The following is a 20,223-nucleotide window of genomic DNA, read 5'->3' on the forward strand; positions in this document are numbered from 1 at the left end:
CGGTCATACGATCCCCTCGGCGATCTCCGCCTCCTCGCGGGGGCTGCCGTACGCCGAGGGGGTGCCGTACGAGCGGCGGGCCACGTACCACCAGACGCTGGCGAGCAGGAGGACGACGGCGAGGGCGATGACCGCGTAGTTCATGGAGTCGATGGTCACCGGGGACTTCTGCGGCAGGCAGAAGAGCACGGTGACGAGAGCCACCCAGATCACGGCGGTCCAGCCGATCGGTGCGCTCCAACGGCCCAGGTTCCACGGGCCCGGTGTGAACCGCTTGCCCGCCCGCAGCCGCAGATAGATGGGAATGGCGTAGGCGGGCGTGATGCCGATGACGTTGATGGCGGTGACGGCGCCGTAGGCGGTCGCGGAGTACAGCGACGGCACGGCGAGGAGAGCGGCGACGCCGACCGCGAGCCACACGGCCGGTACCGGGGTCTGCGTACGGCTGCTGACCTTGCGCCAGAGGGCCGAGCCGGGGAGGGCGTTGTCGCGGCTGAAGGCGAAGACCATCCGGCTGGCGGCGGCCACCTCGGCGTTGCCGCAGAAGAGCTGGGCCACGATCACCACGAGCAGCAGGGCGGTGGCGCCGCCGGAGCCGAGCGCGTCGAGCAGGATCTGTGCCGGCGGTACACCGGTGGCACTGTTCTGGGTGCCCGCGTAGTCCTGGATCGCGAACGTCAGTCCGCCGAGCAGCGCGAAGCCGGCGATCCATGAGACCCAGATGGCACGGACGATTCCCTTGGCCGCGCTGACCGAGGCGTTGGACGTCTCCTCCGAGAGATGGGCGGAGGCGTCGTAGCCGGAGAAGGTGTACTGAGCGAGGAGCAGGCCGACGGCGGCGACGTAGAAGGGGTTGGCCCAGCCCGTGTCGTTGACGAACTCGGTGAAGACGAACTCGGCGGACTGGTGGCGGTCGGGGACGATCGCCAGGGCGCCGACGATCACGGCCACGCCGGCCAGGTGCCACCAGACGCTGACGGAGTTGAGCACGCTGACCAGACGCACGCCGAAGAGGTTCAGCACAGCGTGCAGCAGCAGGATCGCGAGGAAGATCAGGAAGGTGGAGCCGGCCGTGGGCACGATGCCCCACTGGAGGTTGAGGAAGGCTCCGGTGAAGAGCGCGGCGCCGTAGTCGATGCCCGCGATCGCGCCGAGCAGACCGAGCAGATTCAGCCAGCCGGTGTACCAGCCCCAGCGCCGACCTCCGAGCCGGTCGGCCATGTAGTAGAGGGCTCCGGAGGTGGGGTACGCGCTGGTGACCTCGGCGAGCGCGAGGCCGACGCACAGCACGAAGAGCCCGACGCCCGCCCAGCCCCACATCATGACGGCGGGGCCGCCGGTGCCGAGGCCGAAGCCGTAGAGCGTCATACAGCCGGACAGGATGGAGATGACGGAGAAGCTGATGGCGAAGTTGCCGAAGCCGCCCATACGGCGGGCGAGAACGGGCTGGTAGCCGAGCTCTCTGAGCCGGGCCTCCTCGTCCTGCCCGGCCGGGGGCCTGCGTATCTCGTCGGTGGGGGCGGTGCGGGACATGCCGGTTCCTCCGGGAGCTGGGGACGTGGGGAGTGAAGGGGTGGCCGGGGTAGGGGGGTCACGGATCGAGACAGCGGGCGCGGGCACGCACGAAGGCCTCCTCGGCGAGCGCCCGGTCGTCGGGCCGGGGCGTGCGGTACGCCCAGGGCAGGACCGTCCAGTACGGCCCGAGGGCCTCGAACACGCGGGCCGCGTCGGCGAAGCGGAGGGCGCCGTGGAGGGCGTGGGCGAGATGGTTGAGGTCGAGGAGGGATGCCTCGTCGGTGGCGCAGAAGAGGAACCAGGTGTCCAGGGCGCGGCGGGCGTCACGGATGGCGTCCTCGGCGACCCAGTGCAGGTCGAGGGCGTGCTCGTGGCCGCGTTCCCGCCGGTAGCGCTCGACCCGTACGTAGAGCGGGAGGGCGTGCAGGGCGGAGCCGGTGGGTGCCGAACCGGCCGCCCACTGAGCGTAGTTGACCGCTTCGGAGAGCGGTCCGGACCGGCGCCCGTAGAAGAACTGGAGCATCCGATGGTGTGCTTCGCGGTTGAACGGGTCGCGTTTCTCCGCCTCGGCGAGGAGGCCCCACGGGCCGGGCGGCAGCATGGGCGCGGGCGGGCGGAGCCGGTGCTCCTCCATGTGCTGGTGTTCGTCGAGTACGGCGAGGGCGAGCAGGCAGACCCAGGGGACCGGGTCGGCGGGCGCCTGTTCGGCGGCGTGGCGGCAGGCGGTCCACGCCTCCTGCCAGAGTGCGCGGGTGCGGGGGTGGCCACCGCGGTGGGCCCGTACGGCCCGTTCCACGGCGACCCGGGTATGCATCACGGTCGCGGGGAGGCTGTCGGGCTGCTCGCTCCGCCAGATCTGGACGACATCCGTGCCGGCGGCGACCGTGGCGAGCACCTGGGTGCGCCGGGTCCAGCCGTCCCAGCCGGACGTCTCGTCGAGTAATCGGGCCATGGACACCCAGCGGCCGGTCCGCAGATCCTGGACGGCATGACGCAGGGCGTGATCGTGGCCCGCCGGATGGTAGACGGGCCGGAAGCCGTGTCCTGCCTTCACGGAGCGGGGCGTGCGGTGGGAGACATGGGTCCTCGGTGGGTGGAGGGGGTGGTCAGTCCCCCGGTGGGCATCCCGGCCGTCGATCGGCGATCACTATAGAGACGTCTGGACGAGACCGGTCCACTTTCACATCTGACCGTAACTATTCAGCCACGGAATGAATATGATCATCCATCACATCTGTGTGACGAGCTGACGTCCGGGTCGGCAGCCGCTTGACGGAACCGTTCGTGTGCACCAGTCTTTCCGCTTCCGCGATCAAGGACCGAAGACGCTTCGGGGACGGGAGTACGACGATGACGGGCCCGGTACTCGCCGTCGACCAGGGCACTTCCGGGACGAAGGCGCTCGTCGTCTGCCCGGAGCGCGGCGTCATCGGCTCCGGTTCGGCGCCCGTACGGCCGCGATATCTGCCGGGCGGCCTGGTCGAGGTCGATCCGGCCGAACTGTACGACTCGGTCGTCGCCGCGGGCCGGACCGCACTGGCTGAGGCGGGCACCCCGGTCGCGGCGGTCGGCCTGGCCAATCAGGGCGAGACCGTTCTCGCCTGGGACCCGGCGACGGGCGAGCCGCTCACCGACGCGCTCGTCTGGCAGGACCGCAGAGCCGAGGGCCTGTGCGCGGAACTCTCCGCCCACGCCCATGAGTTGCGGCAATGGACCGGGCTGCCGCTGGACCCCTATTTCGCCGCTCCCAAGATGGCCTGGATCCGTCGGCAGCTCACCGGGGCCGGCGTGGTCACGACGAGCGACGCCTGGCTGGTGCACCGTCTCACGGGCGAGTTCGTCACGGACGCCGCGACCGCGGGGCGCACCGGACTGCTCGACCTGGACACGGTGTCCTGGTCCGCTGCCGCGCTCGACGTCTTCGGTCTGGGCGGCGAACGCCTGCCCCGCGTGGTGGACGCCGACACCCGAGTGGGGGTCACCACCGCGTTCGGGCCACCACTCCCGCTGACCGGACTGCTCGTGGACCAGCAGGCGGCCCTCCTCGCCCAGAGCGTCACCGAACCGGGCGCGGCCAAGTGCACCTACGGAACAGGGGCGTTCCTGCTCGCGCAGACCGGGCCGACCCCGCGCCGCGGCGACTCGGGGCTCGTGAGCTGTGTGGCCTGGCGCCTCGCCGGGCGGACGGACTACTGCCTGGACGGCCAGGTCTACACGGCCGCGTCCGCCGTGCGCTGGCTGACCGACCTCGGGGTGCTGTCGGGCGCCGAGGACATCGACGCGGTGGGCGGGGCGGTGCCGGACTCCGGCGGAGTCACCTTCGTACCGGCGCTCGCGGGACTCGCCGCGCCGTGGTGGCGCGGCGACGTCCGCGGTTCGCTGCACGGGCTCGGCCTGGACACGACCGGCGGGCACCTGGTCCGCGCGTTGTGCGAGGGGATCGCCGCCCAGGTCGTGGAGCTCGCCGGCGCGGCGGCGGCCGACCTCGGCGCGCCGTTGACCGCGCTGCGGGTCGACGGCGGGCTGACCCGCTCCGCGCTGCTGATGCAGACGCAGGCCGACCTGCTCCAAGTCCCCGTCGAGGTCTCGGCGTTGCCCGACGCGACGGCGCTCGGAGTCGGCGCGGTGGCCCGGCTCGGCCTCGATCCCGGCCTAGCCGTCCATGAGGCCGTTCCGGAGTGGAAGCCGTCGGCCGTGTACGAGCCCGCCGTCACGCCCGCCGAGGCGGAGGAACGCAGGGGCCGGTTCCGAACCGCCGTGGCGGCGCTCCTCGACGGCTCCCCCGCCGCGCCGCGCCCATGACGGCCGGACGGCGACCCGGAGTCGTCACCCGCACGGGAGCACTGCCGGACACCTCGGCGCCGGGCGGGGAGTACGACGTCGCGGTGGTCGGTGCCGGGGTGGTCGGCTCCGCGATCGCCCGCGAACTGGCCCGCCGCCCGTTGCGGGTCGCGCTCGTCGAGGCGTCCGGCGATGTCGGCGAGGGCACCTCGAAGGCCAACACCGCGATCCTGCACACCGGTTTCGACGCCGTGCCGGGCTCGCTGGAGGCCCGGCTGGTTCGGGAGGGGCAGCGTCTGCTCGCCGATTACGCGCAGGAGACCGGCATTCCCGTCGAGCCGGTCGGCGCGCTGCTCGTCGCCTGGGACGAGGAGCAACTGGCCGCACTCCCCCGCCTCGCGGACAAGGCCGTGCGCAACGGCCACCGCACCACCCGGATCCTGGGCGCCGGGGAACTGCGCGCGCGGGAGCCGCACCTGGGGCCCGGCGCGCTCGGTGCCCTGGACGTCCCGGGCGAGTCGATCATCTGTCCCTGGACGACCACACTCGCGTACGCCACCCAGGCCGTCCGCTCCGGGGTCGACCTGCACCTCAACTGCCGTGTGGAGAAGGTCGATCCCGGCGAGCCGCACCGGCTGGTCACACCGCGCGGTGTCCTGCGCGCCCGGTACGTCGTCAACGTCTGCGGACTGTACGCGGACCGGTTCGACGCGCTGTTCGGCCGGCGCGACTTCACGGTGACACCGAGGCGCGGCCAGCTGATGGTCTTCGACAAGTTCGCCCGCTCCCTGGTCCGGCACATCCTCCTGCCCGTCCCCGGAGCGCTCGGCAAGGGCGTCCTGGTCGCGCCGACGGTCTACGGGAACGTGCTGCTCGGCCCGACGGCCGAGAACCTGGACGACAGATCGGCAACCGGGTCGACGGCCGACGGCCTGGCGGCGCTGCGCGCCCAGGGCGGCCGGATCCTGCCCGGACTCCTCGACGAGGAGGTCACGGCCGTCTATGCCGGGCTGCGGGCGGCGACCGAGTACGACGACTACAAGTGCGCTGCTCACCCGGGGCTCCGGTACGTCACGGTGGGCGGCATCCGGTCCACCGGCCTGACCGGGTCCCTGGCGATCGCCGCGCACGTGGTTGAGCTGCTCGCGGACAGCGGACTGTCCCTGGGGGCGGAGCGTCCGCTCGTCCCGGTGCGGATGCCGAACCTGGGCGAGGCGTTCCCGCGCCCGTACCGGGACGCCGAACTCATCGCGCGAGAACCGGAGTTCGGGTCGATCGTGTGCCACTGCGAGCGGGTCACCCGGGGCGAGATCCGGGCGGCGCTCGGCTCGACGATCCCGCCTGCCTCGCTCGACGGGCTGCGGCGCCGCACCCGGGCCCGTGGCGGCCGGTGCCAGGGGTTCTCCTGCGGGGCGGCGGTACGGGCGATGTTCGAGGAGGCGGAGCCCCCATGGCCGGAGCGGTGAACCGTACGGTGGACGTGCTCGTCGTCGGAGCCGGGCCCGCCGGGCTCGCGGCGGCCGCGCGGCTCGCCGCGGCCGGGGCGAGCCGGTACCGGATCGAGGTCCTTGAGCAGGAGCAGGAGGCCGGCGGCGTGCCGCGCCACTGCGCCCACGGCGGCTTCGGCCTGACCGGTCCTGGCCGCCCGGTGGACGGGCCGGGGTACGCGCGCCGGATGGCGCGGGCCGCGATGGTGGCCGGGGCCACGGTCCGTACCGGAGTCTCCGCGACCGGCTGGGCCGGCCCCCTCACTCTGGACGTCACGGCCCCGACCGGGCTCGAGAGGATCACGGGACGGGCGGTGGTCCTGGCGACCGGCGCGCGCGAACGGCCGCGCAGCGCACGCCTGGTGCCGGGGACACGCCCTGCCGGGGTGCTGACGACCGGCGAGCTGCAGCAGTCCGTGCATCTGTACGGGGTGCGGCGTGAGCGACTCGGGCGGCGGGCCGTCGTCATCGGCGCCGAGCCGGTGGCCCATCACGCTGTGCGGGCGCTGCGCCGGGGCGGAGCGGATGTGGTGGCCATGGTGACCGAGCAGCCGCGCGGGCCACGGCGCTTCACCGCCACGCCGATGCCTCCGCTGCTGACGGGCGCCGTGGTGACGGAGCTGCTGGGCTGGGGGCGACTCACCGGAGTCCGCCTGAGCCGCCCCGACGGACGAAGCGTCACGATCCGCTGCGACACGGTCGTCTTCACCGGGGACTGGATCCCCGACCACGAGCTGGCCCGCGCCGGGGCGGTGCCGCTGGATCCCGGTACCCGGGGGCCCGCGGTGGACGGCTCGTTCCGTACCGGATCGGTGGGTGTCTTCGCGGTGGGCAACGTGCTGCGCGGCGTCGAGTCGGCGGGGGCGGCGGCGGCCGAGGGGCGCGGGGTGGCGGACGCGGTGCTGCGCCATCTGTCGGGAGAGCCGTGGCCCCCGGCGGGAGTGCCGGTGGTGGCGGAAGCGCCCGTGGCCTGGGCGGCGCCGAACCTGATCACCGCGGAAGCGGTCGGACGTCCGTTTCTGCTCCGGGTACGGGAGCCGCTGGTGCGCCCGGTCGTGGAGGTCTCCCAGGACGGCCGGATCCTCCGTCGCGGCAGGCTCTTGGGCACGGCGTGGCCGCACCGTTCCGTGCGGCTCGCCGCAGCGTGGGCGCGGGAGGTGGATCCGGCGGGCGGTGCCGTGACCGTGCGGATCGGCTCGTAGGCGCCACTGGCCTGGGCCAATGGCAGGGGTCCGGCACCGTTGACCGCCGTCCCGCCCCACCCCATGCTCATGGTCATGCTCATGACGCAGGACCGGCGGAGGTCCGGTCCCGTCCCCTTCCGACACGGAGGTGTCATGGTCCGGCGCTTGGTCAGATCCCTGCTCGCCACGGTCCTCGTGGTGGTCGCCGCCCTCGCGGGCACCGTCGCCACATCCGGCACCGCACACGCGGACGAGTGCTACACCTGGGGCCGCACCCTGTCCTCGGGCATGTCCGGCGCGGACGTGACCCAACTGCAGATCCGGGTCGCCGGATATCCCGGCTACGGCGCCGTCCTCGCGGTCGACGGCGAGTACGGCCCCGCCACCCAGGCCGCGGTGACCCGCTTCCAGCAGGCGTACGGACTCGCCGCCGACGGCGTCGCCGGCCCCGCGACCTTCTCGAAGTTGTACGCCCTCCAGGACGCCGACTGCACGCCGATCCACTTCACCTACGCCGAGCTCAACAAGTGCAACGGCGACTTCTCCGGCGGCGCCGTCAGCGCGGCCACCGCCAAGTCGAACGCCCTGCGCGCGATGTGGAAGCTGGAGGCGATGCGCCACGCACTCGGCGACGTTCCGATCTCGGTGAGCAGCGGCTTCCGCTCGTACGCCTGCAACTCGGCGGTCGGCGGGGCTTCGGACAGCCGGCATCTGTACGGCGACGGGATCGACCTGACCGGCTCGCCCTCGCTCTGCACGCTGGCCAAGCAGGCGCGCAACCACGGCTTCAACGGGATCCTCGGCCCCGGCTACCCGGGCCACGGCGACCACGCGCACGTGGACACGCGTGCGTCGCGTTACTGGTCGGCAAGCAGCTGCGGCATCTGACCCGTTCCGCCACACTGGACGCCATGTCGGACAAGCGCAGTGCCGGGCTTCTTCTCTTCCGCAGGACGGCGGACGGTGGCTTCGAGGTGCTCATCGGTCATATGGGCGGGCCGTTCTGGTCCTCGAAGGACGTCTCGGCCTGGTCGATCCCCAAGGGCGAGTACGGCCCGGAGGAGACGCCGGAGGCCGCCGCCCGCCGTGAGTTCGAGGAGGAGCTCGGCCTGCCGGCACCGGACGGCGAGCCGATCGCGCTCGGGGAGGCCCGGCAGGCCAACGGAAAGACCGTCACGATCTGGGCGGTGGAGGCAGATCTCGACCCGACCCGGATCGTGCCGGGGACGTTCACCATGGAGTGGCCGCGCGGTTCGGGCGTCCAGCGGGAGTTCCCGGAGATCGACCGGGTCGGCTGGTTCGCCCCCGAGGCGGCCGCCCCCCTCCTGGTCGCCGGTCAGCGGGTCTTCCTCGAACGGCTCAGCGCGAGCGTGAACGGTCGGGGCGACGTCTGACCGGCGCTCCCAGGCGCTAGGGCCTGTCCGCCGGACAGGCCCTAGGACGGGACGGGGGTACCGGTGAGCGGTTCGTCGGTCTCCGGTTCCGTCAGGGGTTCACCAAGCTGTTCGCGCAGGTAGTTCCAGACCACCGCGATCAGCGCGGCCACGGGCACGGCGAGCAGGCTGCCCACGATGCCGGCCAGGCTGCCGCCCAAGGTCACCGCCAGCAGGACCACCGCCGCGTGGAGGCCGAGCCCGCGGCTCTGGATCATGGGCTGGAACACGTTGCCCTCCAGTTGCTGGACGGCGACGATGATCGCCAGCACGATCAGCGCGTCGGTCGGACCGTTCGACACCAACGCGATGAGCACCGCGACGAGCCCGGCGAACAGGGCTCCCACGATCGGCACGAAGGCGGACACGAAGGTCAGCACCGCCAGCGGGAGGACCAGGGGCACATCCAGGATCCACAGGCCGAGGCCGATGAAGACGGCGTCGAGCAGGCCGACGAAAGCCTGCGAGCGTACGAAGGTGCCCAGGGTGTCCCAGCCGCGCTCGGCGACGATCGGAACGTCGGTGGCGAGCCGGCCGGGGAGCTGCCGGGTGAGCCACGGCAGGAAACGCGGGCCGTCCTTGAGGAAGAAGAACATCAGGAAGAGCGCCAGGACGGCGGTGACGATGCCGTTGAACACGGTGCCGACCCCGGAGGCGATGGCGGTGACCATGCTGCCGACGCTGTCCTGGATGCGGGCCATCGCGGTGTCGAAGGCGCCTGAGATCTGGTCGTCGCCGATGTTCAGCGGCGGCCCGGCAGCCCACTCCCGCAACTTCTGGATGCCTTCGACGACGCCGTCGGCCAGCTCGCCGGACTGGGACGCCACCGGCACCGCGATCAGCGCGCCGATGCCCGCGACGACCAGGAGGAACAGCAGGGTGACGGCGCCCGCGGCCAGGGCGGGACGCCATCCGTGCCGTCTCAGGAAGCGGGTCAGGGGCCAGGTGAGGGTGGTGAGGAACAGGCCCACTATGAGTGGCCAGACGACCGGCCACATGCGGCCCACGATCCACAGGCTCACGGCAGCCATCACGAGGACCAGCAGTGACTCGGCGGAGACGCGTGCTGCGGTGCGAAGCGCGGCGGCGGCTTTTGTGGAACTCAACGTGGCAGACATGGGGATCACCCTATTGATACCGAGGCCATGTCTCGGAATCGCTCCCGCACGGTGGCGGGGCACGGCGGCAGGACGGGAGCGGCGTCATGACGGCGGGTCTTCGGGCGGGAGTTCATACGAATCCGGCCGCGGCTCCAACTGGCCCACCATCTCCGCGAACCGCGCGCACACCCGTTTGATCTCCTCATAGGTGTTGTTGCGTTCGGTGATGACGGCCGCGAGGAGCAGAGCCGTCAGCGCCGTCGTGCCGTTGAAGGCCTGGAGCGTGACCATGCTGGAGAAGAGATCCTCGCCGGCGAACGGACCGCTGTCGTCGGCAGCGGCCAGAATCGCGAGCGTCGAGACCACGAGCGCGCAGGGCGCCGCGCCGGCCAGTTGGAAGCGGAAGGCCGCCCAGATCAGGAAGGGGGAGACGAGGAAGAGCAGCGTCGAATCGGGTGTGCGCGTGGCCACCAGCGTGGTGCAGACCGTACCCGCTGCCAGCGCCACCGCCTCGAGCCAGCGGGCCGGCCCTGTCCGCGCCGGCCATCGCGCCCTGCGCAGCACGAGCAGGAAGGGTGTGACGACAAGGATCCCCATCGCGTCACCGGTCCACCACACGGACCATGTCGGCCAGAAGTCGCCCGCGTCCACCGCCCCGGACAGCACCAGTGCGCCGCTGCCGATGGTTGAACTGATCAACATTCCGGCGAGCGCGCCGAGGAAGACCAGCGCGAGTACGTCCCTCAGGCGGTCCAGTTCCGCTCGGAATCCGGCTCTGCGCAGCATCAGACAGGCACAGACCGGCGCGAGGGTGTTGCCCACGGTGATGGCCAGGACGGCGATCGCCGACGGTCCTAGGAAGACGTTCGCCAGGAACGCGCCGAGGGCGATGCCCGGCCAGACGCGCAGCCCCAGGAGGAGCAGCGCGGCCAGCGCGACGCCGGTCGGCGGCCACAGCGGCGTGACCTGGTCACGTACCAGCTGCTGGAGAAGCCCGATCCGGGCGGCTCCGTAGTAGACGGCGGCCACGGCCAGGACGCGCACGGCATCGGAACCGTAGCGCCTCATCTCCGCACGGCGCACTACAGCAGTCTGCGCTCGCGGCCCTCCCCCGGCGACTCCGGCGACGGCCCCTTCGTCTGTCAGTCGGGCTCCTGCGGGCCGTCGTAGCGGACGACGAGGACCGCGGCGTCATCACGGTGTCCCGTCTGATCGGCCACTTTGACGACGGCGGAGGCCAGCACTTCGGGATCGGCGTCGAACCCCGCGCGCGCCAGTTTGGCCACCTCGTCCAGGCCGGCCTCGATCGGGTAGCGCGGGCCCTCCACCACTCCGTCGGTCAGCAGCACCAGGACCCCTGCCTCTGTCAGCCGTCGGTGGGTCACCGGATACCGTTCGCCGGGCACGATGCCCAGCGGTGGCCCGCCGCGGTCGAGGGCTATGCCCCAGTGGCCCGCGGCTGTGGCCCAGACCATGGGGACATGGCCGGCCCGGGAGACCGTCAGATCGCGGGTGGCCGGGTCGAAACGCAGGAAACAGCAGGTCGCGAACAGGCCGCACCCCATGGCGATCAGCAGATCGTTGGCGCGGCCCAGCACCTCGCGGGTGTCGGTCGTCGCCTCGGCGATGGCGCGCAGGCTCGTACGCACCTGCCCCATGAAGGCGATCGCCTCCACATCGTGGCCCTGCACGTCGCCGATCGCGAGCCCGAGCGACCCGTCGGTCATCACAAAGGCGTCGTACCAGTCGCCGCCCACGTCCAGACCGTCGCGTGAGGGCGTGTACCTGGCGGCGAAATGCAGCCCAGGCAGCTCCGGCAGCCCGGGCGGCAGCATATGGCGCTGCAACGCCATGGCCAGCTCGACCCTGGCACGCTGGAACTTGATCCGCTCCAGGGCCTGATCGACGAGCTGTCCGAGCGCGATCAGGAGTTGCTGCGCGTTGTCGGGCGGCTCGGGACGCTGTCCGCGCATCACGGCTCCGGGTGGTCCCGCCGGCTCACACCTCACCCTAGTCGCCGCTGCCGCATGCCTCCACAGGGGAAGAGCGGACCGGAGCGACGGCCCACGGCGTCGACCGGTGCCGCCGGCGGCGGCAGTGCCGACCGGCGACACCGGGGGCCTTTCATCGCGCGGACCGCGCCTTCACGGCCTGGTCGCGCTCACTGCCTCGTCCGGCTCAGTCCCTCGTCCGGCTGATGGCCCCGGCCGGCGTCAGCGGCGCTCCGGCAGGTCCTCCTCGGCCGGGAGCGCCCAGAAGCCGCGTGCCATGGGCGCCGAGATCGCCGGGGCCGGCTTCTTGCCGCAGAACGCGGCCTCCAGCGTCCCGCCCAGTGCGGTGTTGGCCGCGCCGCGGTTGGAGGTGTTGGCCATCGCGGCGAGGCTGCGGCGGCCGTCCCGGGTGGCGAAGGCATAGGTGTAGAAGCCCTGGACGGTGCCGGTGTGTCCGTACACCTGGGTGCCGCAGGACAGGTCGTAGCGGCGCAGACCGAGTCCGTAGAACCGGGTGTTGGTCGTGTCCGTCGGGGTGACCGTGGTCATGGCGTCGAGCATGCGGGGCGACAGCAGCCTGCCCCGCATCAGCGCGGTCGTGAAGGTATTCAGGTCGGCGGGGTTGGAGATGACCGCCCCGGCCGACTGTGCCCAGGACACCGTCTGCTCCGTGGAGTCGACGAGCGGGGCGCCGGACTCGTCGGGGTGCAGGTAGCCGCGCGCGTGCAGGCCCTTGATCCGGGTCTCGGGGTGGACGTAGGAGGTGTTGCGCAGCCCCAGCGGCTTGATGATGCGGCGCTGGTACTCCTTCGCGACCGGCCTGCCGGTGGCCTTCTCGATGAGCATGCCGACCACGACGAAGTTCGTGTTCGAGTACTTGTACGCGACGCCGGGCTCCGTGGTGCGCGGTTCGCTCAGCGAGAGGTCCACCAGCTCCTGGTAGCTGAACACCCGGTTCCGCACGGCCTCGAAGCCGGGAACGGTGTGGTTGAACATCGCATTGGTGTAGTCCGCCAACCCACTGCGGTGGGTGAGCAGATGACGGACCGTGATCCGGTCGTCGGGCAGAAGTCCGGGCAGGTAGCTGTTCACCGCCGTGTCGAGCTCCAGTCTGCCCTCGTCCACCAGCTGCAGCAGCACCACGGAGGAGAAGGTCTTGCTGACGCTGCCGATCCGGAAGCGCGCCTGGGTGTCCATGGCCGCGCCCGAGACACGGTCGCGGACTCCGAGGGCCTGCGTCTGGACGCCCCCGGGGCCGGTGTAGCGGGCCATCGCGCCCGGTGAGCCGTTGGCCATGGCGGCGTTCAGCGCGGCAGTCACGCCCTCCATGTCGGGGGCGGGGGCGGTGGGGACCGTGGGGGCGGAGGGGGCGAGAGGCGTGGCGGACGCGGCGCCGACGGGGGCGATACCGGCGGCGAGCGCGGCGATCAGGGTGACGCTCACGGTAAGGCGGCGGTGTGACGACAAGGGCACGTTTTCTTCCTCGACTCGATCGGTACGGCGCACGAACTGTGGTCAGCCGTAAGGCTCCGGGAGTCCGGCGCGTGCCGTCTCCCGATCCCATGGGTCATGAGTGCCAACTCCGCCGAAAGGTTCCTGACACGGGGGCAGACATCCCGAGCGAGGCCGCGTGAAGCCTCATTGTCAGACCCGTACGAGAGGGTGGAGGCGTCCAATCTGTCGAGAGGGAGCCCGACATGACCACGATCACCGCCCGTGAGCGCGCCGCTGCCCAGGCGTACCTTCGCCTGTTGGAGTCCACCCAGGCCGTGCTGACCGATCCGCACCTCGTTCCCTACGCGGCGGCGATGCTCACCCACCCCATGGCCGAGGCCGACGCGGCCCTGCGGGCCGCGGGCTTCTCGGGCAACGAGGCGCATCTGCTGCGCCTCGTCTCGGCGCTGCGCGCCTCCCCAGCGGCCGACCGCGGCAGGGCGGGGTAGGGCCTGTCCGGCGGATCAGGGTCGGAGAGGCCGCGGCCATGATCCGCCGGACAGGACCTAGCGGCTACCCCAGGCGTACGGGGAGGGTTCGGACGCTGTTGCCGACGAAGCTCGCGTGCCGGGTGAGCTCCTCCTGGGGAACGGCGAGGTCCAGGTCGGGGAAGCGGGTGAAGAGCGCTTCCAGGGCGATCGTCGCCTCCATGCGGGCGAGCGGCGCGCCCAGGCAGTAGTGGGGTCCGTGGCCCAGGGAGAGGTGCTTGGCGGCTGGCACACGGGTGATGTCGAAGCGGTCGGCGTCCGGACCGTGGACCTTCGGGTCACGGCCGGCCGCCGAGTAGCCCGCGAGGACCGGGGTGCCCTTCGGGATCGGCGTGCCGTCGACGGTGAGGTCGCGGGTGGGGTAGCGGAACGGGAAGTAGCTCACGGGGCTGTCCCAGCGGAGGGTCTCCTCGACGACGTCGGACCAGTCGGCGCGCCCCTCGGCGAGGTGGGCGAGCTGCTCGCGGTGCGTGCACAGGGCACGGACGGCGTTGGTGACGAGGTTCAGCGTGGTCTCGTGCCCGGCGATGATCATCAGGACCAGGGTGCCGATGAGCTCGGGCTGGCTGAGCCGGTCGCCGCCCTCGTCACGGGCGGCGATCAGGGCGCTGGTGAGGTCGTCGCCGGGCCGGCGGGCACGGTCGGCGGCGATGGCGGTGAGGACCTCCAGAAGCTCCCGGTTGGCCCGCAGGGCCTGCTCGGGGCCGATGTCGGTGGCGACGACCTGACTGGACAGGTGGTGCAGCCGGTCCTGGTACTCCTCGTCCACGCCGAGGAGTTCGCAGATGACCCCGAGGGGCAGCGGAAGGGCGAAGTGCCGGCGCAGGTCGGCGACTCCGTCGCCGGCGTGGGCGGCCTCGGCGAGCCGGTCGAGGAGTTCGGCAGTGACCGTCTCGACCCGGGGCCGCAGTTCCTCGACGCGCCGGGCGGTGAAGGCCTTGCTGACCAGGGAGCGCAGCCGGCGGTGGTCGGCGTCGTCGACGGTGGTCATGCCCTGGACGGTGGCGAAGGTGCGCAGCGGCCAGCCCTCGGGTATGCGGCCTTCGGCGAGCGCGGTGAAGTGCTGGGCGTTCTTGGCGACGTCTGAGTGGGAGAGGAATTCACGCAGCGCGTCGTGGCCGAGTACGGCCATGCCCTCGACCTCACCGGGCAGCACCACGCGGGCCACGGCGCCCTGGGCGAGCAGCCGGGCGTTGGCCGCGTGCGGGCAGCCGCCGGCGGGGTCGAGGCGGTACGGCGAATCGTTCAACTGGGCACTCCTGTCGGCGAAGACGGGCCGATTCGGCTCGCGAGCGGTCAGATCCTACGGTCAACCCCTTCCCGAACGTACGGAGTTGGTCACCCTCTGGCGCGGCGGCGGTGGGCCGCGACCCGCTCGCGGGAGGCGCACGCGGCGGAGCAGTACCGCCGGGCGCTGCCGGGTCCCGTGCCGAGGTAGAGAGTCGAGCAACGGGCGGCGGCGCAGCTTCCCCAGGTGATCCGGCCGTACTCGGTGAGGATCTGGGCGAGGGCGAGGGCACTGGACGCCAGGAACCAGTCGGCCCAGCCGGTGTCGTCGCCCCGGTCGACGTGCAGGTGCCAGGGGTGGCCGTCGTGACGCGAGAGCCGGGGCGGTCCCGCGTGCGCGGCGAGCAGGGAGTTGAGCTCCTCGGCCGCGCGGTCGGGGTCGGTCTCGGTGAGCACCCTGCCGATGCGGGTGACGGCGGTGCGGAGCTCCTCGGCATCACCCGCGGAGAACGCTGTCTCGGTGAGGTCCTGCGGGCTCTCGCCGTGGCGGGCGAGCAGCTCGGCGAGGGCTTCGCGGGGGAGTTCGGGAGTGGCCCGTACGGCGTTCGCGAGGTCGATCAGCCGCTGGGCGGGCCGGAAACCCTGGCCGGAATCGTTCATGGGGACCGCCGTTCCTGCGTGTAACGTCTTGTTCAGACAAGACGTTACACGGGGGTGGTCGGTGTGGGGAGAGCCGTACGGCACTATCTGGGCACCGCGTTCTTCGCGCGGCTCGCCGAGGAGGGCATGCCCGTCGCCGTGGTCCTGCTGGCGCTGTCGCGGACCGGCGACGCGAGGCTGGGCGCCCTCGTCCTCACGGCGTGGATGGCGCCGCACATCGCCGCGGCCCCCTTGGCGGGGGCGCTCGCCGAACGCGTGCGCAGGCCGGTGCTCTTCCACGCCACCGCGCTGGGCGGCTTCGCCCTCGCCGTCCTGATCCTTGCGCTCCTCACCGGCCGCGCCCCGGTCGCGGTCGTCCTCGTCGTCGCCCTGCTCGGGGGCAGTTGCGGTCCGGTGGTCTCCGGCGGCCTCTCCAGCCTGGTCGCCTCCTTCACCCGCGCGGGGCGGGAGCGCGACCGTGCCTACGCCCACGACGCCACGGTGTACAACGCCGCCTCGGTCGCGGGGCCGGCCCTGGCGGCATCGACGGCGGCGGTCGCGGGGCCGGGAGCCGCCGTCGCGGGCCTGGGCTGCTCCGCTGCCGTCGCGGCGCTCCTCGCCGCGTTCCTGCCCGTCGGACACAGGACACCGACAGGCGCTGCCTCCGGAGCACGGGTGGGTCGTGTGGTGCGGGAACGGTCGCTGGGCGCCGATCTCGTGGCCGGGCTCGAGGCGGTGTGGGGCGTGCGGGAGCTACGGGCCGTCACCGCCGCCACCTGCGTCGGTTTCCTCGGGCTCGGTGGGCTGACCACGACGGCGGTGCTGCTGTCGGCCGAGCGGGGTCGGCCGGGCGACGGCGGCCTGCTGATGACCGCGTTCGCCGTCGGTGCGCTCGTCGGTTCGCTCGCCGTGGACCGGCTGTGGCCGCGCCTGCCGGCCGGACAGCTGGTCGGCGCGACGTTGCTCGGCACCGGCCTCGCCCTGGCCGCGGCGGCCGTCGTGCCCTCACCGCTCCTGTGTGCGGCACTGTTCGGGGCGGCCGGGCTGTGCGACGGCCCGCTGCTGACGGCGACCCTGCGGATCCGGGCGGACCACGCCCCGACCGGTGTACGGACCCAGGTGTTCACTCTGGGGGCCGGGCTCAAGATCTCGGCGGCGGCGTGCGGCGCGGCGTTGACCGGGCTCGCGGCGCACGCGGCCCCTGCCGCGCTGCTCCTTGGCGCCGCCGCGCTGCAGATCGTCGCCGCCGCCCTCCACCACGTCCTCCGGCGTGCTCCCGGCCCTGATCGTGCCTCCGTGTCTCACCCGACGGGGTCCGGTGCCGGCTGACGCGGGCGGCGTCCGAGGAGTTCGGCGAGGCCGCGACGCGTGGCGGCGATGACGACCCGGTCCCCGGCCCCCAGCACACGGTCCGGTTCCAGCTGCCAGACGAGTCCCGCTCCATAGCGGCCGAGCGGCGCCGAACCCGTCGCCAGGGCGATCACCCGCCAGGCTCCCGGGCGGAACGCCTGCGCCACCGTCCGGTCCTCCAGCAGGGGGTTGCCCGCGGCCTCCACGGCCGCGAACAGCAGCACACGGCGCTCCACCGGGATGGCGCCCAGGATCTGGCGGCCCATCATGGCGCCGGCGAACGCGGGCGCGGCCAGATGGGAGACGCTGCGGCTGCGGGTGAGGGCGTCGGGATGGGCGGCGCGCAGGGTGCGGTAGACGACCGTGGCGAAGTCGTCGTCGTACAGCCGCAGGGCGACCCGGAGATCGGCCTTGACGGAGCGGGCGGAGAGCGCGGCCTCAAGGTTGGTGATGTCGATGCTGGTCAGCGCGAGGAGGGCGTGGGCCCGGTGGATACGGGCGGCCTCCAGGACGCCCTCCTCGGTGACGTCCCCGATGACGGTGGGCACGCGCAGCCGGCGCGCCAGCGCGATACCGCGCGCCTCCGGGTCGGACTCGACGCACACCACGGGGATGTTCAGCCGGCGCAGTCGCGCGAGGACGCGCGTGCCGACCTTGCCGAGGCCGAGGAGCACCACGTGCCCGGACAGGCCGCGCGGCGGGCGGCGCAGCGAGGTCGCCGTCCGGAAGGTGCCAAGGGCCTCCAGGATGCCCGCGATCAGAACGGGCATCAGGAGGAGGCCGACGAAGCCGGCGAGGATCTGCAGCACCTGACGGCTCGTCGCCTCTTCGACGGCCGGGTCCCCGATGGCGAAGATGTCGAGCAGCGTGAGGTAGGCGGCGTGCAGGGGGTGGTCCCCGGTGGTGAGCCAGGAGGCGAGGGCGATCGCGCCGACGGCGGCCCCCACGCCCGCGAGCGACCAGCGCAGACGGCGGGAGAAGAGCGAGCCGACGGGCAGGGCGGAGCCGCCGAACCGCTTCGAGGGCAGGGTCGGACCGGCGTACGTGATCGCTTCGAGCGCGACCGTGCCCCGGCCGGGAGCGGCCGCGACCGCCCGGTCGTCGGGCAGCAGCAGCGGGCCCTGGTCGCCGCTGCGCTCCGAGCCCTCGCAGCCGGCCGGGTCGTTGGTGGTCGCCGACAGCAGGGCGAGCGTGCACAGCCCCGGGTCGGCGACCTCGCCGCGGGCGGGCGGAGTCCGCTCGACGGCGTGCAGCAGCAGACCGCCGGCCTGCACGACCTTGCTCGTGCCGGCGACGGCGGTGGCCGCGAGAGCGGGGGCCGCGGTGTCCGCGTCGGAGAGCACGGTCGTCGAGGCGTCGAGGAGCTTGGGGTCGAGACAGGGCTCGGCGACGGCGGCGGCCTGGTCCAGGAGCGTCGCCAGGTGCTGGCCGAGCTTGCGGTTGTAGAGCCGGATGACCAGGCGAAGGCGTGGATTGAGGCGCCGGGCGGCGAGCGCGGACCGGATGTTCGTCTCGTCGTCGTCGTGGACGAGGGCGAGAGCGGCGGCCTGCTCCACCCCCGCGTCGAGCAGCACGGCGTCGTCGACCTCGGCCGTCTCCACGAGGCGGACGGACCGCCCGGCGGGCGCGCCCCGCTGTTCCCCGACGGCCGTGCGCGTCACGGCGGCGGTCACCCGTCCGAAGAGCGCGGAGGCGCGACCGGGGCGGCCCGCGGGCTGCTGCGGAGTGTCGGACCGCGCCGGTACGAGAAGGGTGACCCGCTCCCCGTAGACCTCGTGGAGCTCACCCGCGAGCCGGTGGGCGAGCACATCGTCCCCGCAGACGATCATGTGGCCGACCGGGGCGGGCTGGGGCTGCCGCTCGGCCCGGAACACGGGCGCGCCGAACGGCACGCCCTGCGGCTCGGCGGCGGGCGGGCGCTCCACGGGATCCGGGGGAACGGGCGTGCTCTGGTACGGAAGTGAGGACACGTCACCAGGATGCCCTGCCCCTCCGACAGTCCGGCCACCGGTCGCCGTTCACCCGCCCGCCACAGGCGTACGCCGGTCGGCGCACTTCGATCTGCGGGCGCCGCCCCCGCTCCCTACGGTGGCTGAATGATCGTCACGTCAGCTGTCCGTCACGCTGCCGCCGGTACCGCGGCGCTGCTGCTCGTGCTGCCCGCCCCGGCGGCCACGGCATCCTCCGTCACCGAACCCACGCCTCCCGCCGCCCGCTTCGTCGATCCCGCCCGGCTGCACCGCTCGGGCACCCAGGTCCAACCGCTGTCCGGCGCGCCGGACGCGCCTTCCTCCGTCTCCGCGCTGTCGTGGCTGGTGGCGGACGCCTCGACCGGCGAGGTCCTGGCCGCGCGCAACGCGCATCGCCGGCTGCCACCGGCCAGCACGCTCAAGACGCTGTTCGCGGTGACGGCGCTCCCCCGCGCCGACCAGGAGCAGAAGCACACCGTCACCGAGTCCGAGCTGGAGGGAATCGGCGAGGGAAGCAGCCTGGTGGGGGTGCAGGCCGGCTACACGTACAAGGTGTCGGACCTGTGGAACGGGGTCTTCCTCAACTCGGGCAACGACGCCGTCCGGGTGCTCGCCGCGATGAACGGCGGCTGGAAGTCCATGGCCCGTCAGATGCAGGAGAAGGCCCGCGCGCTGGGGGCGCGCGACACGCGGGTGGTGTCGCCGGACGGGTACGACGAGCCCGGGCAGGTGTCGTCCGCCTACGATCTGGCGATCTTCGGCCGAGCGGGGCTGCAGGACCCGGCGTTCGTCCGGTACTGCTCCACGGCGTACGCGGACTTCCCCTCGGGGAGCTGGTCGTACGGCATCCGCAACACCAACAGACTGCTGACCGGGGCGGACGGGGTGAAGCGCTATCCGGGGCTCATCGGGATCAAGAACGGCTATACGAGCGAGGCGGGGAACACGCTGATCGCAGCGGCGCGCCGGGGCCCGCGGACGCTGGTGGTCTCGGTGATGAACCCGCAGTCGGGCGGCGGGTTCGCCGTGTACGAGGAGGCGCGCACGCTCCTCGACTGGGGGTTCGAGGCGGCGGACCGGGTCCAGCCGGTGGGCTCCCTCGCGCCGGCACGCGACGGGTCGAAGGAGTCGGTGAAGCAGGCGGCGAAGGAGCAGTCGGGGCACAAGACGGTGCCGCAGGCGGGTCCGGAGGCGAAGAAGGAAGCGGAGAAGGCAGCAGGGAAGGACGCGGGGAGGGACGCGGGGAGGGAAGCGCGGGACCGGACGGGGGCGGGTGCGGCGGGTGCGGCGGGTCCGCCCGCGGGGTCGGCCACGGCGGGTCCGCCTGCGGGCTCGGTCGCGGGCTCGGCGGAGGTGGCCGCTCCCGCCGCGCCGGAGAAGCCGGGGACCGTCTCCCGCGACGACGTCCCCTCCCGTCCCTGGGCGGGGCTGCCCCTGGCGTTGGTAGGGGCGTCGCTGGGCGCCGCGCTCTCCCTGTGGATGTGGCGCAGGCGCTCGGACCGGCGGAGCGACGAGGGCGTCTGACGGATGAGTCCCGTGCTCACCACGGTGCGGTGAGCACGGG

17 protein-coding genes are annotated in these 20,223 nt (G+C 72.8%); 8 read left to right on the forward strand and 9 right to left on the reverse strand.

Translation table 11 applies throughout. The features are described from left to right. Positions 1 to 3: 3 nt before the first annotated feature. The gene (locus tag ABZ939_RS26075; RefSeq protein WP_361859794.1) at positions 4 to 1,533 is read right to left on the reverse strand and encodes an amino acid permease; all 1,530 of its coding nucleotides are present in this window, start codon (positions 1,531 to 1,533) and stop codon (positions 4 to 6) included. A gap of 58 nt (positions 1,534 to 1,591) precedes the next feature. Next, on the reverse strand, positions 1,592 to 2,569 hold the full coding sequence (locus ABZ939_RS26080) for a hypothetical protein (protein ID WP_361859797.1): 978 nt from the start codon (positions 2,567 to 2,569) through the stop codon (positions 1,592 to 1,594). A gap of 296 nt (positions 2,570 to 2,865) precedes the next feature. On the opposite strand from ABZ939_RS26080, the gene ABZ939_RS26085 reads away from it, so the two are divergent. From ABZ939_RS26085 to ABZ939_RS26105, 5 genes are all read left to right on the forward strand, one after another. Then, positions 2,866 to 4,317, forward strand: a complete 1,452-nt coding sequence (locus tag ABZ939_RS26085; RefSeq protein ID WP_361859800.1) for an FGGY family carbohydrate kinase — start codon at positions 2,866 to 2,868, stop codon at positions 4,315 to 4,317. After that, a complete protein-coding gene (locus ABZ939_RS26090; protein WP_361859803.1) occupies positions 4,314 to 5,762 on the forward strand; it encodes an FAD-dependent oxidoreductase in 1,449 nt (482 codons plus the stop codon). Before ABZ939_RS26085 ends, ABZ939_RS26090 begins: the two co-directional genes overlap by 4 nt. After that, positions 5,747 to 6,985, forward strand: coding sequence for an FAD-dependent oxidoreductase (locus ABZ939_RS26095; protein WP_361859805.1), 1,239 nt, complete (start codon positions 5,747 to 5,749; stop codon positions 6,983 to 6,985). Before ABZ939_RS26090 ends, ABZ939_RS26095 begins: the two co-directional genes overlap by 16 nt. Positions 6,986 to 7,120: 135 nt before the next feature. Further along, positions 7,121 to 7,855 carry a D-Ala-D-Ala carboxypeptidase family metallohydrolase gene (locus ABZ939_RS26100; RefSeq protein WP_361859808.1) on the forward strand — a complete coding sequence of 245 codons (735 nt, stop codon included), beginning with the start codon at positions 7,121 to 7,123 and terminating at the stop codon, positions 7,853 to 7,855. A gap of 23 nt (positions 7,856 to 7,878) precedes the next feature. Further along, the gene (locus tag ABZ939_RS26105) at positions 7,879 to 8,361 is read left to right on the forward strand and encodes an NUDIX domain-containing protein (RefSeq protein ID WP_361859810.1); all 483 of its coding nucleotides are present in this window, start codon (positions 7,879 to 7,881) and stop codon (positions 8,359 to 8,361) included. A gap of 41 nt (positions 8,362 to 8,402) precedes the next feature. Here the strand turns inward: ABZ939_RS26105 and ABZ939_RS26110 are convergent, their stop codons facing one another. The 4 genes from ABZ939_RS26110 to ABZ939_RS26125 all read right to left on the reverse strand — a co-directional run bounded on the left by ABZ939_RS26110 (position 8,403) and on the right by ABZ939_RS26125 (position 12,934). Continuing rightward, the gene (locus tag ABZ939_RS26110; protein WP_361859813.1) at positions 8,403 to 9,518 is read right to left on the reverse strand and encodes an AI-2E family transporter; all 1,116 of its coding nucleotides are present in this window, start codon (positions 9,516 to 9,518) and stop codon (positions 8,403 to 8,405) included. An 84-nt stretch (positions 9,519 to 9,602) separates the two neighbouring features. Continuing rightward, on the reverse strand, positions 9,603 to 10,583 hold the full coding sequence (locus tag ABZ939_RS26115; protein ID WP_361859816.1) for an MASE1 domain-containing protein: 981 nt from the start codon (positions 10,581 to 10,583) through the stop codon (positions 9,603 to 9,605). A 59-nt stretch (positions 10,584 to 10,642) separates the two neighbouring features. Next, the gene (locus ABZ939_RS26120; protein ID WP_361859819.1) at positions 10,643 to 11,473 is read right to left on the reverse strand and encodes a PP2C family protein-serine/threonine phosphatase; all 831 of its coding nucleotides are present in this window, start codon (positions 11,471 to 11,473) and stop codon (positions 10,643 to 10,645) included. A gap of 240 nt (positions 11,474 to 11,713) precedes the next feature. Beyond that, on the reverse strand, positions 11,714 to 12,934 hold the full coding sequence (locus ABZ939_RS26125; protein ID WP_361859822.1) for a serine hydrolase domain-containing protein: 1,221 nt from the start codon (positions 12,932 to 12,934) through the stop codon (positions 11,714 to 11,716). 254 nt (positions 12,935 to 13,188) lie between these two features. Here ABZ939_RS26125 and ABZ939_RS26130 point away from each other — a divergent pair, with 254 nt between their 5' ends. Then, on the forward strand, positions 13,189 to 13,434 hold the full coding sequence (locus ABZ939_RS26130; RefSeq protein WP_361859825.1) for a hypothetical protein: 246 nt from the start codon (positions 13,189 to 13,191) through the stop codon (positions 13,432 to 13,434). A 64-nt stretch (positions 13,435 to 13,498) separates the two neighbouring features. Here the strand turns inward: ABZ939_RS26130 and ABZ939_RS26135 are convergent, their stop codons facing one another. Both ABZ939_RS26135 and ABZ939_RS26140 read right to left on the reverse strand, forming a co-directional pair. Continuing rightward, a complete protein-coding gene (locus tag ABZ939_RS26135; RefSeq protein ID WP_361859828.1) occupies positions 13,499 to 14,722 on the reverse strand; it encodes a cytochrome P450 in 1,224 nt (407 codons plus the stop codon). An 89-nt stretch (positions 14,723 to 14,811) separates the two neighbouring features. Then, on the reverse strand, positions 14,812 to 15,360 hold the full coding sequence (locus ABZ939_RS26140; protein ID WP_361859831.1) for a CGNR zinc finger domain-containing protein: 549 nt from the start codon (positions 15,358 to 15,360) through the stop codon (positions 14,812 to 14,814). Between the two features lie 63 nt (positions 15,361 to 15,423). On the opposite strand from ABZ939_RS26140, the gene ABZ939_RS26145 reads away from it, so the two are divergent. Beyond that, entirely contained in the window at positions 15,424 to 16,668 is a 1,245-nt protein-coding gene (locus ABZ939_RS26145; RefSeq protein WP_361859834.1) for an MFS transporter, read from the forward strand. On the opposite strand, the gene ABZ939_RS26150 is transcribed toward ABZ939_RS26145, so the two are convergent. Beyond that, entirely contained in the window at positions 16,641 to 18,518 is a 1,878-nt protein-coding gene (locus ABZ939_RS26150) for an NAD-binding protein (RefSeq protein WP_361859978.1), read from the reverse strand. The two genes, ABZ939_RS26145 and ABZ939_RS26150, sit on opposite strands and share 28 nt — an antisense overlap. Positions 18,519 to 18,785: 267 nt before the next feature. Here ABZ939_RS26150 and ABZ939_RS26155 point away from each other — a divergent pair, with 267 nt between their 5' ends. Further along, on the forward strand, positions 18,786 to 20,183 hold the full coding sequence (locus ABZ939_RS26155; RefSeq protein WP_361859837.1) for a serine hydrolase: 1,398 nt from the start codon (positions 18,786 to 18,788) through the stop codon (positions 20,181 to 20,183). Positions 20,184 to 20,223 lie beyond the last annotated feature (40 nt).

Source organism: Streptomyces sp. NPDC046712 (assembly GCF_040645695.1).
In the GTDB taxonomy this organism is placed as follows: domain Bacteria; phylum Actinomycetota; class Actinomycetes; order Streptomycetales; family Streptomycetaceae; genus Streptomyces.

Bases quoted from the DNA above. Each gene is read 5' to 3' on its own strand.
- ABZ939_RS26100 (WP_361859808.1), top strand. From the start codon at position 7,121: ATGGTCCGGCGCTTGGTCAGATCCCTGCTCGCCACGGTCCTCGTGGTG.
- ABZ939_RS26120 (WP_361859819.1), bottom strand. From the start codon at position 11,473: ATGCGCGGACAGCGTCCCGAGCCGCCCGACAACGCGCAGCAACTCCTG.
- ABZ939_RS26090 (WP_361859803.1), top strand. From the start codon at position 4,314: ATGACGGCCGGACGGCGACCCGGAGTCGTCACCCGCACGGGAGCACTG.
- ABZ939_RS26150 (WP_361859978.1), bottom strand. From the start codon at position 18,518: ATGATCGTCTGCGGGGACGATGTGCTCGCCCACCGGCTCGCGGGTGAG.
- ABZ939_RS26140 (WP_361859831.1), bottom strand. From the start codon at position 15,360: ATGAACGATTCCGGCCAGGGTTTCCGGCCCGCCCAGCGGCTGATCGAC.
- ABZ939_RS26130 (WP_361859825.1), top strand. From the start codon at position 13,189: ATGACCACGATCACCGCCCGTGAGCGCGCCGCTGCCCAGGCGTACCTT.
- ABZ939_RS26085 (WP_361859800.1), top strand. From the start codon at position 2,866: ATGACGGGCCCGGTACTCGCCGTCGACCAGGGCACTTCCGGGACGAAG.
- ABZ939_RS26110 (WP_361859813.1), bottom strand. From the start codon at position 9,518: ATGTCTGCCACGTTGAGTTCCACAAAAGCCGCCGCCGCGCTTCGCACC.
- ABZ939_RS26095 (WP_361859805.1), top strand. From the start codon at position 5,747: ATGGCCGGAGCGGTGAACCGTACGGTGGACGTGCTCGTCGTCGGAGCC.
- ABZ939_RS26155 (WP_361859837.1), top strand. From the start codon at position 18,786: ATGATCGTCACGTCAGCTGTCCGTCACGCTGCCGCCGGTACCGCGGCG.
- ABZ939_RS26075 (WP_361859794.1), bottom strand. From the start codon at position 1,533: ATGTCCCGCACCGCCCCCACCGACGAGATACGCAGGCCCCCGGCCGGG.
- ABZ939_RS26105 (WP_361859810.1), top strand. From the start codon at position 7,879: ATGTCGGACAAGCGCAGTGCCGGGCTTCTTCTCTTCCGCAGGACGGCG.